We start from the raw sequence: 13,625 nt of genomic DNA, 5'->3' as shown, positions 1-13,625 counted from the left end.
GAACACATCACTATGGCGACCATCAGATTTTTACCGGATCGCCTGAACGCTGAGCCAGTGGTATTTCGGGGGTTTACCACCCCCGAGTTAGGGCTGGCGGCGCTGATTGGCGCGTTATCCGGTTTCGTGCTGTCTTTGCCCTTCGCTTTTGTTTTCGGCTGGCTTGCTATTCCAACCGGCACGCTGCTTTTCCCGCTTGTACTCATTGCCTTTGGCGGCAAATGGCTTGCCAGCAAGAAACGAGGCAAACCCGATACGTTTCTCTGGCAGCGGTTTGATTTGAAAAAACGCCGCATGGGGCTGGGCGATCCCAGATTAATTATTGATTCGCGGGGCTGGTCCCTGCGACGCAGCAAGAACTCCAGGAGTACAAAATGAGTCGTTTTCGCCACGCGGTTAAGGGCCGCGATCAGCATATTTTTACCCTGCGGGCGGCCTGCGTAGTGTTGCTTCTGTTACTGGTTACCGCGATGTGCGGCTGGATGCGAGCGCCTGAAAAGCTGACCATCCATAATCCGCCTGACCTGCGCAAAGGCAGCACGCGCCCCTGGTGGGAAATCCCGCCTCCAACCGTATACGGTTTTTCGTATTACATCTTTCAGCAGCTCAACGCCTGGCCTAAAAACGGCAAAGTGGATTATCCCGCGCGTATACAGTCGCTTTCAGCCTATCTGACACCCCAATGCAAGGCGTTTCTTGAGGAGGATGCAAAGGTGCGCGGCGATAAAAATGAGCTTACCGATCGCGTCCGCGTCGTTTACGAAATTCCCGGCCGTGGTTATTCAGGCGAAAGCGTGAAGGTTATCGATCGCGATAACTGGGTGGTAAAACTCGATCTGGTTGCTGACGAATATTACCTCACCGAGCCGGTAAAACGCGCCATGGTGCGTTACCCGCTGAAAGTTGTGCGCTGGGACGGCGATTCTGAAACAAATCCGTTTGGCATGGCACTGGATTGTTATGACGGTATTCCGCAGCGTCTGTCTGCTGCGCCAGAAGCGCCAAAACCCAAGAATAAGGGGATGTTCTGATGAACCCATCATATACCTCAGGCTCCCGCGCATGCCTGATTGCTTTATCACTGTCCCTGCTGCCGGCCATCATGATGGATTCCTCTCAGGCACATGCGGATGAACTGATGAAATGGGAACGCGTTCCGCTGCAGATACCGCTTAAAACGGGTCAGGAGCGCGTGATCTTTGTTGATAAAAACGTGCGCGTGGGTTTTCCACCGGCGCTGAATGGCAAGCTGCGCGTGCAAAGTACCGGCGGTGCGGTGTATCTCAAAGCTGACGGCGATTTCCCCCAGACCCGCCTGCAGCTGCAGGACATGGAAAGTGGCGAAGTGATCCTGCTGGACGTTCGTACAACCGCAACTGCATCAGCTGAACCGGTCAAAATCGTTTACAGCGGAGACGTCAGCACGCTCAGCAGCGCGACCGAAGGTGCAGGCCAAAAATCCAGTGCTGATGCCGGCAGTCAGCAGACGAAGCGTAAAAAAGTCAGTTATAAAGCTCCCATTCCGGTGCTGCTGACGCGTTACGCAGCCCAGAATCTGTATGCACCGGTGCGTACCGTTGAAGCCGTGCCGGGTGTTCACCCGGTGAATCCACATCTTCCATCACGTATCACAACGTTATATCCGTCGGCTCCCGTGACGGTGTCACCCGTAGCCGGCTGGGGTGTGGTCGGACGCACCGTGGTAGCGCTCAGGATCCGAAACAGCTCGTCACAGAAAGTGGTTCTCGACCCGCGCGAACTGCAGGGCCAGTTTGTGACGGCCACCTTTCAGCATCGCTGGCTGGGTGCCGCTGGCACGCCGGAAGATACCACCACGCTTTACCTGGTCACGTCCGGCCGCCCCGATGAAGCATTTGTGCGCGAGCCCTCGATTGCCCGTAAAGCCACTTCCCGCGCTGCCCAGAAGGTGATCCGCTATGAAAATTAAGTCAAACGGGCTGGTTAAAGTGCTGGTTCCGGCCATTCTGGTTGGCGGCGGATTCATTGCGGTGAAAAGCTATAACAGCAAACCGCAGGAGCCCGCCGCGCAGGCTGCACACGCGCAGACAGACGGCGCACTGAAAAATCTGTCACCGCAGGAGCTCAAGGCGCTCGGCATTGAGGGCGACACGCCGCAGGATACGCTGAAAACGATAGTGGGCTCGCTTCACGCTGTCCGTCAGCAGCAGGACTCTCTGAATAAGCAAAATACCAGACTGCTGGACGAGAATGAAAAGCTGCGCGAGCACAACACCAACGTTTCAGGCCAGGTCAATGAAGCAGTTCAGGGCGTGGAGAAAAGCTATCACGCGCGTGAGAATCAGATGCGTCAGCAGCAGAACGTCCTGACCTCAAAAATCAACGAGCTGACGAATAAACTGCAGAATGCCGGTAAGGGTATTGCCGACAAGGCGAAAGGCCAGGACGGCGATATTCCACTGGGTCTGGGCCTCGACGGCATGAGTGGCGGCGGCGGAAATTCCCCGACTTCCGGCAGTGATGGCCTGATGTGGGTCACACCGCAGGACAGCCCGTCCACTTCTTCATCACAGAATAATAGCGCGTCGGCCAGCAGCGCCGGTGAAGCTAAATTCCCGACGTCGTTCCTCAGCGAAAATGCCCTGACGAAGCAAAAAGGCAGCTATGAGCAGCAGGTTAAGGGCTCTACGTCTGAAAAAGGTGGAGAAGAGGAAGCCAAACCGGTTTATACGCTGCCGGAGAACTCCACGCTGATTGGCAGCCGCGCGATGACGGCGCTGCTCGGACGCGTGCCGATCAATGGCACGGTTACCGATCCGTATCCCTTTAAAGTGCTCATTGGCAAAGCCAACCTGACGGCCAACGGCATCGAACTGCCCGACGTTGAGGGGGCTATTGTTTCCGGCACCACCTCCGGCGACTGGACCCTGTCCTGCGTGCGTGGTCAGGTCAACAGCGTCACGTTTGTTTTCACCGACGGCACCGTGCGTACGCTGCCGAAACCGGACCGCAGCGGCAAAGGCGGCAATAGCGGCAACCAGAACGGCGGGAAAGAGACCGGCACAAGTGGCGGCATCGGCTGGATTTCAGATGAAAACGGGATCCCGTGTATCTCCGGTACGCGCAAATCAAACGCTTCAAGCTATCTGCCAACGATTGGTTTGCTGGGCGCGGCGGGCGCAGCGGGAGACGCAATCGGTCAGAATCAGCAGACCAGCCAGACCAACGCCTACGGTGGCGTTACCTCAACCCTGACCGGCGACGCGGGACAGGCCGTTTTAGGTAAGGCTATTTCGGGCAGCTCAGATGAAATCATCGAGTGGGTCAAACAGCGCTACGGGCAGACTTTTGATGCTATTTACGTGCAGCCCGGGGCAAAACTCGCCGTACACATTACCCGCGAACTGGCGATCGATTACGAAAATAAAGGGCGGCGCGTCCGTTATGACTTCACCATGCCTGGTGAAGACGGCAGAACCGGCGGACTGGACTGAGGAGAATGACCATGAGTATTACGGCAAAATTCGGTATTTTCATGATTATTGCAGCCAGCACGCTGGCCGGCTGCTCCACAAACAAAGATGAAATGCTGCCGCCGGGCAACAGCAACATGCTGGAGCTGTGGAAAGGCACGGACGGGAAATCTGGTGCCTCACGCGGCAGTGAAGCCCGCAGCACGCTGCGCCGTGGGCTTTCGGACAGCGAGCAGCAGGCCGCACTCAGTGACGATCGCAGCTACAGCCGCACGCAGGAATCTGAGATCAGCCAGCAGTTCCCGCGCCTGCCCAACCCTGACATGGTGATGTTCGTATTCCCGCATCTGGCACAGGGGAATACGCCCGTGCCCGGTTACAGCACCGTGTTCCCCTTCTATGACCAGACGCAGTACGCGATGCCTGGCGAACGCACGGAGGCGCTGTAATGTTTGGACTGTTTAAGCCTAAATCATTAGCAAAACCCGCTAACCTTTCAGACGTTTCAGAGCGAGATGCTCCGGAGCCGGTGACCCGCCCGGGCGCAATGTCACAGGCGGATGAAAAGCGCGTCTATTCACACAATCCGTCCATCGTTGATTTTCTTCCGTGGGCCGAGTTTCTGGATGAGGAGCAGTGCCTGCTGCTCGATGATGGCCTGTCCGTGGGTGCGGTTTTTGAAGTGACGCCGGCGGCAACCGAAGGCCGTCCTGACGAGCGTCTGGAGAAAATCCGCGACGTGGTGGAGGATGCGCTGCAGGACAGCTTTGACGATCTGGCGAATAATCCGTGGATCGTACAGTTCTACTGTCAGGACGAAAATAACGTGGACGCCTACCTTGACCGTCTGCGCGGTTACGTCAAGCCGCACGCGCAGGGCAGTGAATTTACGGAAGCGTGGCTCAGGGAAACTGAGCGGCACATGCGTGGGATTGCCCGTCCTGAAGGGCTCTTTGAGGATAAGCTCATTACCGGCCAGCCGTGGCGCGGCCAGCAGCGCCGCACGCGCATGGTGATTTACCGCTGGGCCACGAAAAACAGCGGCGATTTAATGTCCCCGATCGGCATGTTGCATCAGGCGTGCGACCGACTCTGCAGCGCGTTTTCCAGCGTCAACATCAACTGCACGCGCCAGAACGGCCTGCAGGTGCATTCCTGGCTGTTGCGGATGTTCAATCCTGCGCCTGAGGGTATGGACAGAGAGGCATTTTATCGCGCGACCGCCTATCAGGACAGCCGCGACACGCCTGCCGGAATGATACCCACTGAGAATGACTTTGCAGAAACACTGCTGTTCACTCCGCCGCGCTCAGACGTGGAAAACGGCGTGTGGTGGCTGGATAACATGGCACATTGTGCCCTTTCCGTTGAACGGCTGCGCAAGCCGCCGGAACCCGGCACCCTGACCGGCGAAAAAAGCCGTGGTGAGAAGAAAATAAATGCGCTGATGGACACGTTTCCTGAGGGCACCATGCTTTGCATGACGATAGTGGCCGAACCTCAGGACACCCTGGAAGAGAAATTTAACCGTCTGGCGAAAAACGCGATCGGCGAGAATACCGAATCAGGCCGCGTTCGTCAGGACGTAACGGCTGTGAAGGAGCTGCTGGGCAGCCGGCACAAACTTTACCGCGCGGCCATCACCTTCTTCCTGCGGGCAAAAGACATGCCCGAAATGAACCGTAAGCGCATCGAGCTAAGCACCGTATTGCTGAACGAAGGACTGCAGCCGGTACGTCCTGAACATGAAACCGGTCCGCTGAATACTTGGCTACGTGCTTTGCCGATGGGCTTTAATCCGCAGCATGATAAGAAAAACTGGTATACCCGCCTGACGTGGGTCCAGCACATTGCCGGGCTTCTGCCGGTGACAGGTCGTGAAACCGGAACCGGTAATGCAGGATTCAGCTTCTTTAATCGTGGCGGTGATGTACTGGATTTTGACCCGCTGAATAAGGACGATCGCTCTCAGAATGCGCACATGCTGCTGTTCGGACCGACGGGGGCGGGGAAGTCTGCCACGCTCTGCTCGATGCTTTGCCAGCTGATGGCCGTTCACCGTCCGCGCCTGTTCATTGCAGAGGCGGGCAACAGCTTCGGGCTGACCGCAGATTACTTTGAAAGTCTGGGCCTCACGGTTAACAAAGTCAGTGTCAAACCCGGCAGTGGCGTATCGCTGCCGCCCTTTGCTGATGCGCATAAGCTGTTTGACAGCGACGCGCCCGCCCCGGCGATCAATGAAAGTGATCTGCCGGATATCGAAGACGACCCGGACGATGATGATGAAAACGGCAAGCGCGACATTCTGGGGGAAATGGAAATTTCTGCCCGAATGATGATCACCGGTGGTGATCCGAAGGAAGATGCCGCGCTGAAACGCGCCGACCGCGCGATGATCCGCGAAGCGTTGCTCATGGCAGCACGTAAAACCCTGGATGAAAACCGCCAGATGCTGCCGGGCGACCTGCAGAATGCCCTCAACGCTATCTCGCTGGAGACTGAAAACAGTAGCGGGCAGGTGCGTAATGAAACCCGCCGGGCGAAAGCGGCGGAAATGGCTGAATCGCTGGGCATGTTTACGCAGCAGGGCAGCTTTGAAGCTGAGCTTTTCAACCAGGAAGGTTCACTGTGGCCTGAGGCTGACGTTACCCTTATTGACCTTGCGCACCTTGCCCGGGAGGGATATGAGGCGCAGATGGCGCTGACAATGGTGTCGCTGACCAACACCATTAACAACATTGCCGAGCGCGACCAGTATCTTGAGCGCGATATCGTTTTCACCGTGGATGAGGCGCACGTTGTGACGGTTAACCCACTTCTCGCACCCTATATGACTAAAGTGGTCAAAATGTGGCGTAAGCTTGGCGCATGGCTGTGGCTTGCCACGCAGAACCTGGAGGATTACCCGAACGCAGCTGGCAAGATGCTGAACATGGCGGAATGGTGGATCTGCCTGACGATGCCGAAAAAAGAGGTGGAGGATATTGCCCGTTTCCGGACGCTTTCTGAAGAGCAAAAAGCCGTGTTGCTTTCCGCCAGTAAGCTCTCACGGTGCTATACCGAAGGCGTGGTGCTCTCGAAAAAAATTGAAGCGCTGTTCCGCGCTGTACCGCCCAGCCTTTACCTCGCGCTGGGAATGACAGAGAAAGAAGAGAAAGCCGAACGTAAGGCGCTGATGCGTAAACATAACTGTTCCGAGCTGGATGCTGCTATTCTCGTAGGGAAAAAACTGGATCGTCTGCGTGGACTGATGACGGCTGACGGGGCCGGGATGCCCGAAAACAATGATAAGAGAGAGGTGCTGACTGCATGATTAAGCTTAAGTATGCGCAACCTGTGACCCAGCGGCCTGCGCCGGATGAAACGCCAGTCCCTGTCATGTTCAGCCTTCATCCGCAAGGTGAACCTGCGATGACAGCAACGACCTCTGAGCGACTTTTCGCAATGGAGAACGCGCTCAGGGCACGCCTTCAGCCACCGGTCACGATCACCTGTAACCCGCATCGTATTGGTAAAAGCAGCTGTGTGTCGGTGCATGTTGAGGACAGCAGGGGAAAACGCGCAGATATTTTGCTGACGCAGGAAGGCCGTGCCAGTTTCCCGCTGGATCATGAGTTTGATTCACCGCGCTGGTACATCAATGTGCCTGATGCAGCAGATATGGTTTTCCTGACACTCTGGATTAACTCACTGTTCTCAGATTCATAATACAATCCGCACATTACCGGTCATTGAGACCGGTTTCTTAAATAAATTATTCCAATGCAACACGCTAGTCTTTAGCTAAGAATTAAAACGTATAGGCAGTCCTTGTTAATAACCTGTCTTCGTAATTCTCAAACATTAGAGTCCATTCCTCATCGCAAGGATATATTTAATAAATTCGTTCGGCTCGAAAAATTTCTGGATCGATCTTGTATTTAGCAAATGGGTTATGGAATACCATAAGCCCATCGGTTATGTTCTCTTTATATTCTGAAGGCCACCCTCCAATATGCTCTGGCTTTCCAGCCGGTGGGGTCGACCATGTTGAACTGATCATTACCTTTTCCCCATTTTTATTTGCTAAAGCTTGAAGTTTACTGAAAGTGGCTGCATTGTTAAATATTACAGCGCTCAAGCATTCATATTGACTATCATTGAAAATCCCTAGGGGTATTTCTGCCCCATTATCCTTCCCAACAAAACCTAAATTTTCAACAGGAGGGCCATCTGGGAAAAGTTCTGGATGATCTAAATATATGTCTTCGTTAACGTATTCATCATACAACACAGCCCTTATGGGACGGTCATTTTGAAGATTGAAAAACCTTTGCTCAAAAGGAGCTAGAGCAATCACAAATGGCTTTCCTTTTACGTGTGATAATTGGCTGTAGCTTTTCTCATATTTTTTAACTTTTGATATAATAGAATTGTTAATCCTTATCATAGCTTCTTTATTGAGTTACCAAAACCTTTTTGGAATTGAACTTAGATATTCATCCGTTCGATCCCACTCTGGAACTTTCCCGACAGCTGAATTGCAAATGGTCGCCTCAACAATAACATCTGCATTGCCTTTATTGATGTGGAAATTCGGTGATGCGTTAGAAAGGTTTATATTAAAACCCATCTTTTTGAAAGTAGCATAAAGATAAACCTCCCAGAACGTTGAGTTGAAAGTTGTTTGAAACTCTTTAACCAACTTTCCATCTCTATCATCAAAGCCAGAAGCCCAATCATTAAATAATTTCTTTGCATTGCTATAGGTGTCAGGCAGAAGCCTCTCAAAGTTAGGGTGATACTCTTTAGGCTCAACTAAAGGTTTGAAAAAATCGAGTTTCATAAGATTCACCTCAAAGTGATAACAGGTCTCTAAATTTAATATTTGCAGAATAATAAATTACCCTTTTTATATTTTAACTAATAGCTATTTTCCATAACAACTAAATTTTTCACTTCTCAAAAAGAGTTTACTGCTGAATCCCTGATCGAGCGCTGCCACTCTGATGACCTGTTACCGTGAGGGAGATCCGCTATGCGACTCAGGCTTTTGCAATCACTTTTCCTGTTTATACCGTTTCAGCTACTGGCTGACACCGTTGTTTATACCGATGCTGAACATCCACCTCAGAATCTGACTGAAACTGCTTCAGTTGTCTGGCTTGATGGCCCCGACCGCCTGCAGGATTCAATTTTCGGCAAACTGGCTGCAGATCCTCAGTTGGCCGCCCGGCAGGCCCGCGAGATCTTCCAGTCACCGCAATGGGACGAGCAGCAGGAGCAGATTGCTCAGGCGTACCGGCAGGTGGTGCACGCATGGGAGATTGGACTACATAAATTCCCCGCCGTCGTTTTCGAGGATCGGTATGTGGTTTATGGCACAGCCGACGTAGCCCGCGCTGAAATGCTACGCAATCGCGGAGGTCACTGATGCGCGAAACGCTCAGATCACATTTAAATGCGGCCGGCGTTGCCTCGGTGCTCGCTGTAGCGGCGGCTCCGGCAACGGTGTCGGCCATTAATACTGCCGACATTATTGCCAGCGCCATCACTCAGGATTGTATCAGCTGGCGCGTCAGTGGCATCTGTTACTGGCTGATGTGTACGCCGTTTGGTTGTTCGGTGAAAACCTCCGTCAAGGTGACGCATTCTATCCCTGAAGTGGTGGTATCCACTTACACCGGACCCGGCGGAAATCCATGGACCGAGATGGCCTTTATGAGCGGAGCATCCGGTACGATCGATAATGCGCTAACCAGCGGTGCGCCCGCTGGCGGCGGCAACGCCGGTGATATTAAAAATCCCGGACAGCGCAAGTCGAACATCAAATTCAAATACGCCGATGCAATTGGCCACCCCGCCACCTCCGTCATTGGTGGCAGCATTGCCGGGTATTCGTGCGATACGGCCGCCACGCCATTCAATCCTTACTTTCTGAGCACGCTGGATTCACTTGTCTGGCGATCGGGGCTGCCTGAATCGCTCTATCCGGAAGCGCTGGTCCCGGGGCTGCGTGAACTGGGTAGCCAGGCCAGCGCGAACATGTGGGGCAATATTTATCCCCGCTCAGGCTTCGTTAGTCAGGCCGACGATGACAAAGCGTCCTCCGTGGTCGCTCAGCGCGTCGCAGACATTATCACCCGCTCCGGGCAACCGCACGTTTACCAAGTACTGAAAGGCACCCACAAAGCCGGTTACTGGCCGCCAGGAAAGGTAAAGGAAAACACGGGCACGGCCAATCATAAATGGCAGCGCCTGTCACCCACGCTTTCAGTTTCCTGCGCGGTTTTTCCTGACGGTGCAAATCCCATCGCTCAGGACGGCAACGAAGCGTACGCGCTCTGGCAGCCCTACAGCTGCTGCAAGCGACGCGGCCAGACCTTCCTCTATTCAACTGACTTCTGAGAGGTACAATGTCACAAATTAAATTAAAACCAGCCGCGCTTGCACTGTTCATCGCAACGGTAGCGGTATCCGCGCAGGCGGCCGACGATAATCAGTCCACCGCGTTTGGAATCTCACTACCCTCCGTTAATAACAGCGTCATAGGCTATGGAAAAGATGTCAGCGGCGCTGTTTCTGACAAGCTCTATTATACGCTCGGCGGCGGGTCGGTAATTTCACAGCCGGCGACGCGCAGCAACATGCGTAAAGTCGGTATGAGCGCTGGCTGGAGCAGCGATCTGATGTGCGGTAATTTCGACCTGAAAACAACCGTTGGTAATCAGCTCAACGGGGTAACAAACGGCTTTAAAAACCTGATGGGCGACGTGGTTCAGAACGCCACCGGTGCAGTAGCCAGCCTGCCGGTAATGATTATTCAGCGTGCTAATCCCGGCCTGTACGACATGCTCACGAATGGCGTACTGCAGGCAAACGTCTCCTTTGATAAAGCACAGCTCAACTGCCAGAACATGTCCAGGCGCATGATGGATTTTGCCGGCAACAACAAATGGACACAGGGCGCGGTAATGGATGAGTACCGCTCACTTGTTAACAGCGGAGATGCAGATGCTGTCCGCGTGAATAATTCAGCGGACAAGCTGCAGGGTAATTCAGGCCAGAACTGGATTGGTGGGCAGAAGCGAGGAGGACAAGGACAGCAGGCTATCCGGCCAACCCACGACCTGACCGCTGCAGGGTTCAACATGATGAACAGCCTGCCGGTACTGAGCGCTGACACGGTCAGCAGCAACAGCTGCAACGGCGGTGCGTGTGGAAAATATGCCAGCGCAGAAGAAGCGGCTAAAGCCGTGGTCCAGGTGGTGGGAGACAGCTCTCTGCGCACCTGCACCGATGCCTCACAGTGCACCAGTGGTGATGACGAACAGCAGCCGGGCGCGACGCAGGCCGGCACCGGTTTTGCGCCCATTCTGGAAGAGACTACAAAAGAAAACACCGAGCAGCTGGTAAAACTGGTAAACGGCACCGAGCAGCCTAACGCAGCGAATCTGGCAAATCTTAAAACCGGCAGTTTACCCATTACGGCAGGTGTTATCAGAGCACTGCAAAGAGACCCTGACAACGCCGCCCTGACCGCCCGCCTCGCCGGTGAGCTTTCGATGGCAGACACGGTTGAAACCGCGCTGATCATGCGCCGCATGATTGTTACCGGCATGTCTGAACCTAACGCTGCGGCACAGAATGCGGCTATTGAAGAAGGGGACAGGCGTGTTGCGGCCATCGATCGTGAGATCACGGCATTGCGGAATGAAATGGAGCTTAAGCGTGAGCTGTCACGCAATTCTGTGCTCACCATCATCGAGCGGGAAAACGGGCGCGTTAACAGTAATCCTCAGACGCAGAGCGATGACAGCACTGACAGCCGCGTTAATCGTCTGGCCGTACCTGAAAAGGAAAACAACTGATGAGTGCACAGCCGATGAAAAAAGAAAACGAGTTACACCGCGCCTCAGTTTTCCAGCGACACCCTGCTCTGCTTCGCGTTATCTGTACTGTCGGTGCTCTGCTGCTACTCCTGCTGGCAGGGCTCGTCATCGCGGACAGATCTATTAAAAATCCGGCTCAGGCCGCTGCATTCCGTGACTGGATGGAGCATGCCCGGTATTGCTGGTTGTTATGGCGTCTGGCTGTTTATGGTGCGCTGGGTTGGGGGTTTGTGAAAATTTTCCGGGCGCCAGGCTTCGGTCCACGATACCGCCAGCCGCTAATTCGCATTGCTGCTGTCAGCGTCATTTTTGCCGTTGTCTGTGAACTGGTGCTGCTCGGCGGCACAGGAGCGTCATGATGCTGACTAACAGCTACCTTGAGTATTTCCTTACCCTGCTCGGCTGGGTTGTTAACAACGGGCTCTGGAACATACTGATCACAACCGGACTGTTTGCTGTACCTGTCGCTTTCCGGCTTATCGGCATCTGGCTGAAAGTGCGTGAAGAAGGCGAAGATGAGGGAAATAAGGGTGTCCTGTCCATACCCCGCATGGAGCATGCCATTTACAGCTCCTTTCTGGTCATGATCGCCTGCTGCATGCCGCTGATTAATGTGGACATGAGTACCATTAAATATGACACGTCGCGCGCGCAGAGTTGCGGTACGTGGACGCCAAAAGCACCCGATGACACGGGTTTTTCACCGGTCATATCAAGCATTAACGATCAGACAGCGGCCGCGCCGGTGTGGTGGTATCTGATTCACAAGCTGGCAAAGGGGATCACGCAGGCGTCTGTAGCCACTATCCCCTGCCGGCCGGACATGCGTCAGCTCCGTTTTGAAGTTCAGCACACACGGATTAACAATAAAGCTCTCGCGGAAGAGCTGCAGGACTTTACCAACGACTGCTATTCGCTCGCGCTGTATATGTGGAAACGTCAGGATCAGGGCCAGACGAAAGACAAAGCCACGCTACGTGATATTGAGTGGGTCGGCAGTAAAACCTTCCTCAGTAATTATTACAGCAGCCTGCAATCGAAAACGCCCCGGGCAGAGTTTCCCTGGAACGAAAACCGTGACAGCGGAAGACCGGACACAGGCCGGGGTGGGTATCCGACCTGTAGTGAATGGTGGAATAAAGCAGATACCGGACTGCAGGCCCGCGTAGTCGATCAGGCTGACCCGGGATTATGGACCCGCCTGTCAGCTGCCATGACAATGATTGGAGGCAATACGGCTGACTACAGGGAAGCCATTATTCGCCGTCTTGTCAGCCCGGAGAGCCTGACGGTTTCACAGGACGGACACGTTTATGCCGGCTACGGTGGTAACGCCGATTTCACGCTTGATAACTCCGTTACCCGTGTAGCGGCGATCGGCGGCACCGCATTAGGCAGTCTGGCGGCGTTCCCGGCCTTTGATGCCATGCGTCAGGCGCTGCCAATGGTCCAGGCCGTGCTGCTCATGGCTATTGTCGTGATTCTGCCGCTTATTTTGGCATTCTCTGCCTATGAGATTAAAACTGTCATAACGCTCTCGTTTGTGCTCTTTGCATTGAACTTCCTCACGTTCTGGTGGGAGCTGGCTCGCTGGCTCGACAGCTGGCTACTGACAGCGCTATACAGCTCTGACACGCATAGCAGCTTTAATATGGCTGGATTTCAGAACAGTTCCGATGACCTGATCATGAACTTTGTAATGGCAACAATGTTCATGGTGCTGCCCGCCGTGTGGATGGGTGCCCTGTCATGGGCCGGCGTCCGAATTGGCGGCACTTTAGATTCAGCATATAAAACAGGCACAAACGACGTGCAGAAGGCGGGAGGTGAAGCTGTGAACACGGCCAAAAACGCCGTTAAGCTGTAATTTCGATTAGAGGGTATGGATACCCTCTAATCTTCGTCATCTTCGGAATTGTCAACTCTGGATGATGTAGCCCCTGGCCTCGATGAACCGGTATAAATTCCAACCCCCTCGTTACCATTCCTCCATAGGCAGTATTTTGATTATCTCGCTCTACGGCAGTGTTTAAGGTGATATTACACAGCATATAAATGAATATGCCGCAGAGGATCACAATTGTACCAATGAGAATGCCAAAGACTACAGCGACACTTAAAATCGCAAAGCAGGCTAAGGGAACCGGCAGGCGCCCTATGAACGCGGGTAGTCCATGTCTTAGGGCCCATGCCGCACAAACACCATCAGCCGCCCTCGCGCCTTTTGAGAAATTAAGCCAGAGCCCAGCTGCAATAGCTCCCCTTTTGAAAGCTGAGTTTTCCATAATTCACACCTTACAAT

At 53.9% G+C, this 13,625-nt stretch carries 15 protein-coding genes; 12 read left to right on the top strand and 3 right to left on the bottom strand.

Features of this window, described 5'->3' with window-relative positions:
- The first annotated feature begins 12 nt into the window (after positions 1 to 12).
- The 7 genes from Q3V30_RS22295 to Q3V30_RS22265 are packed head-to-tail and all read left to right on the top strand — an operon-like array spanning position 13 to position 7,160.
- Positions 13 to 378, top strand: coding sequence for a TIGR03750 family conjugal transfer protein (locus Q3V30_RS22295; protein ID WP_013199769.1), 366 nt, complete (start codon positions 13 to 15; stop codon positions 376 to 378).
- Positions 375 to 1,031 carry a PFL_4703 family integrating conjugative element protein gene (locus tag Q3V30_RS22290; RefSeq protein ID WP_306213498.1) on the top strand — a complete coding sequence of 219 codons (657 nt, stop codon included), beginning with the start codon at positions 375 to 377 and terminating at the stop codon, positions 1,029 to 1,031. Before Q3V30_RS22295 ends, Q3V30_RS22290 begins: the two co-directional genes overlap by 4 nt.
- Complete coding sequence (locus Q3V30_RS22285; RefSeq protein WP_306213496.1) at positions 1,031 to 1,948, top strand: TIGR03749 family integrating conjugative element protein; 918 nt, start codon at positions 1,031 to 1,033, stop codon at positions 1,946 to 1,948. The genes Q3V30_RS22290 and Q3V30_RS22285 overlap by 1 nt, the downstream gene beginning before the upstream one ends.
- Positions 1,938 to 3,473 carry a TIGR03752 family integrating conjugative element protein gene (locus tag Q3V30_RS22280; protein ID WP_306213494.1) on the top strand — a complete coding sequence of 512 codons (1,536 nt, stop codon included), beginning with the start codon at positions 1,938 to 1,940 and terminating at the stop codon, positions 3,471 to 3,473. Before Q3V30_RS22285 ends, Q3V30_RS22280 begins: the two co-directional genes overlap by 11 nt.
- A gap of 11 nt (positions 3,474 to 3,484) precedes the next feature.
- Positions 3,485 to 3,901 (top strand): TIGR03751 family conjugal transfer lipoprotein, encoded by a 417-nt coding sequence (locus tag Q3V30_RS22275; RefSeq protein ID WP_306213492.1) that lies wholly within the window; start codon positions 3,485 to 3,487, stop codon positions 3,899 to 3,901.
- The gene (locus tag Q3V30_RS22270) at positions 3,901 to 6,765 is read left to right on the top strand and encodes a conjugative transfer ATPase (RefSeq protein ID WP_306213490.1); all 2,865 of its coding nucleotides are present in this window, start codon (positions 3,901 to 3,903) and stop codon (positions 6,763 to 6,765) included. Before Q3V30_RS22275 ends, Q3V30_RS22270 begins: the two co-directional genes overlap by 1 nt.
- Positions 6,762 to 7,160 carry a hypothetical protein gene (locus Q3V30_RS22265; protein ID WP_306213488.1) on the top strand — a complete coding sequence of 133 codons (399 nt, stop codon included), beginning with the start codon at positions 6,762 to 6,764 and terminating at the stop codon, positions 7,158 to 7,160. The genes Q3V30_RS22270 and Q3V30_RS22265 overlap by 4 nt, the downstream gene beginning before the upstream one ends.
- Positions 7,161 to 7,326: 166 nt before the next feature.
- On the opposite strand, the gene Q3V30_RS22260 is transcribed toward Q3V30_RS22265, so the two are convergent.
- Positions 7,327 to 7,881, bottom strand: coding sequence for a hypothetical protein (locus Q3V30_RS22260; RefSeq protein ID WP_306213485.1), 555 nt, complete (start codon positions 7,879 to 7,881; stop codon positions 7,327 to 7,329).
- A 15-nt stretch (positions 7,882 to 7,896) separates the two neighbouring features.
- Positions 7,897 to 8,277: a hypothetical protein gene (locus tag Q3V30_RS22255; protein WP_306213483.1), complete on the bottom strand. Its 381-nt coding sequence runs from the start codon at positions 8,275 to 8,277 to the stop codon at positions 7,897 to 7,899.
- A 192-nt stretch (positions 8,278 to 8,469) separates the two neighbouring features.
- Between Q3V30_RS22255 and Q3V30_RS22250 the strand changes: the two genes are divergently transcribed.
- Genes Q3V30_RS22250 through Q3V30_RS22230 form a run of 5 tightly spaced genes read left to right on the top strand, consistent with a single transcriptional unit; the run spans position 8,470 to position 13,190 of the window.
- Positions 8,470 to 8,865 carry a TIGR03757 family integrating conjugative element protein gene (locus tag Q3V30_RS22250; protein ID WP_306213481.1) on the top strand — a complete coding sequence of 132 codons (396 nt, stop codon included), beginning with the start codon at positions 8,470 to 8,472 and terminating at the stop codon, positions 8,863 to 8,865.
- Positions 8,865 to 9,839, top strand: a complete 975-nt coding sequence (locus Q3V30_RS22245; protein WP_306213479.1) for a TIGR03756 family integrating conjugative element protein — start codon at positions 8,865 to 8,867, stop codon at positions 9,837 to 9,839. The genes Q3V30_RS22250 and Q3V30_RS22245 overlap by 1 nt, the downstream gene beginning before the upstream one ends.
- Positions 9,840 to 9,847: 8 nt before the next feature.
- Positions 9,848 to 11,302, top strand: coding sequence for an integrating conjugative element protein (locus Q3V30_RS22240; RefSeq protein WP_306213477.1), 1,455 nt, complete (start codon positions 9,848 to 9,850; stop codon positions 11,300 to 11,302).
- The gene (locus Q3V30_RS22235; RefSeq protein ID WP_306213475.1) at positions 11,302 to 11,682 is read left to right on the top strand and encodes a hypothetical protein; all 381 of its coding nucleotides are present in this window, start codon (positions 11,302 to 11,304) and stop codon (positions 11,680 to 11,682) included. Before Q3V30_RS22240 ends, Q3V30_RS22235 begins: the two co-directional genes overlap by 1 nt.
- Positions 11,682 to 13,190: a conjugal transfer protein TraG N-terminal domain-containing protein gene (locus Q3V30_RS22230; RefSeq protein ID WP_306213546.1), complete on the top strand. Its 1,509-nt coding sequence runs from the start codon at positions 11,682 to 11,684 to the stop codon at positions 13,188 to 13,190. Before Q3V30_RS22235 ends, Q3V30_RS22230 begins: the two co-directional genes overlap by 1 nt.
- Here Q3V30_RS22230 and Q3V30_RS22225 read toward each other — a convergent pair.
- Positions 13,180 to 13,608 carry a hypothetical protein gene (locus tag Q3V30_RS22225; RefSeq protein ID WP_306213473.1) on the bottom strand — a complete coding sequence of 143 codons (429 nt, stop codon included), beginning with the start codon at positions 13,606 to 13,608 and terminating at the stop codon, positions 13,180 to 13,182. The two genes, Q3V30_RS22230 and Q3V30_RS22225, sit on opposite strands and share 11 nt — an antisense overlap.
- Between the last annotated feature and the right edge of the window lie 17 nt (positions 13,609 to 13,625).

It is taken from the genome of Erwinia pyri (assembly GCF_030758455.1).
In the GTDB taxonomy this organism is placed as follows: domain Bacteria; phylum Pseudomonadota; class Gammaproteobacteria; order Enterobacterales; family Enterobacteriaceae; genus Erwinia; species Erwinia pyri.
The sequence above is the reverse complement of the archived record's forward strand: the minus strand, read 5'-3'. Positions and strand labels throughout refer to the sequence as shown.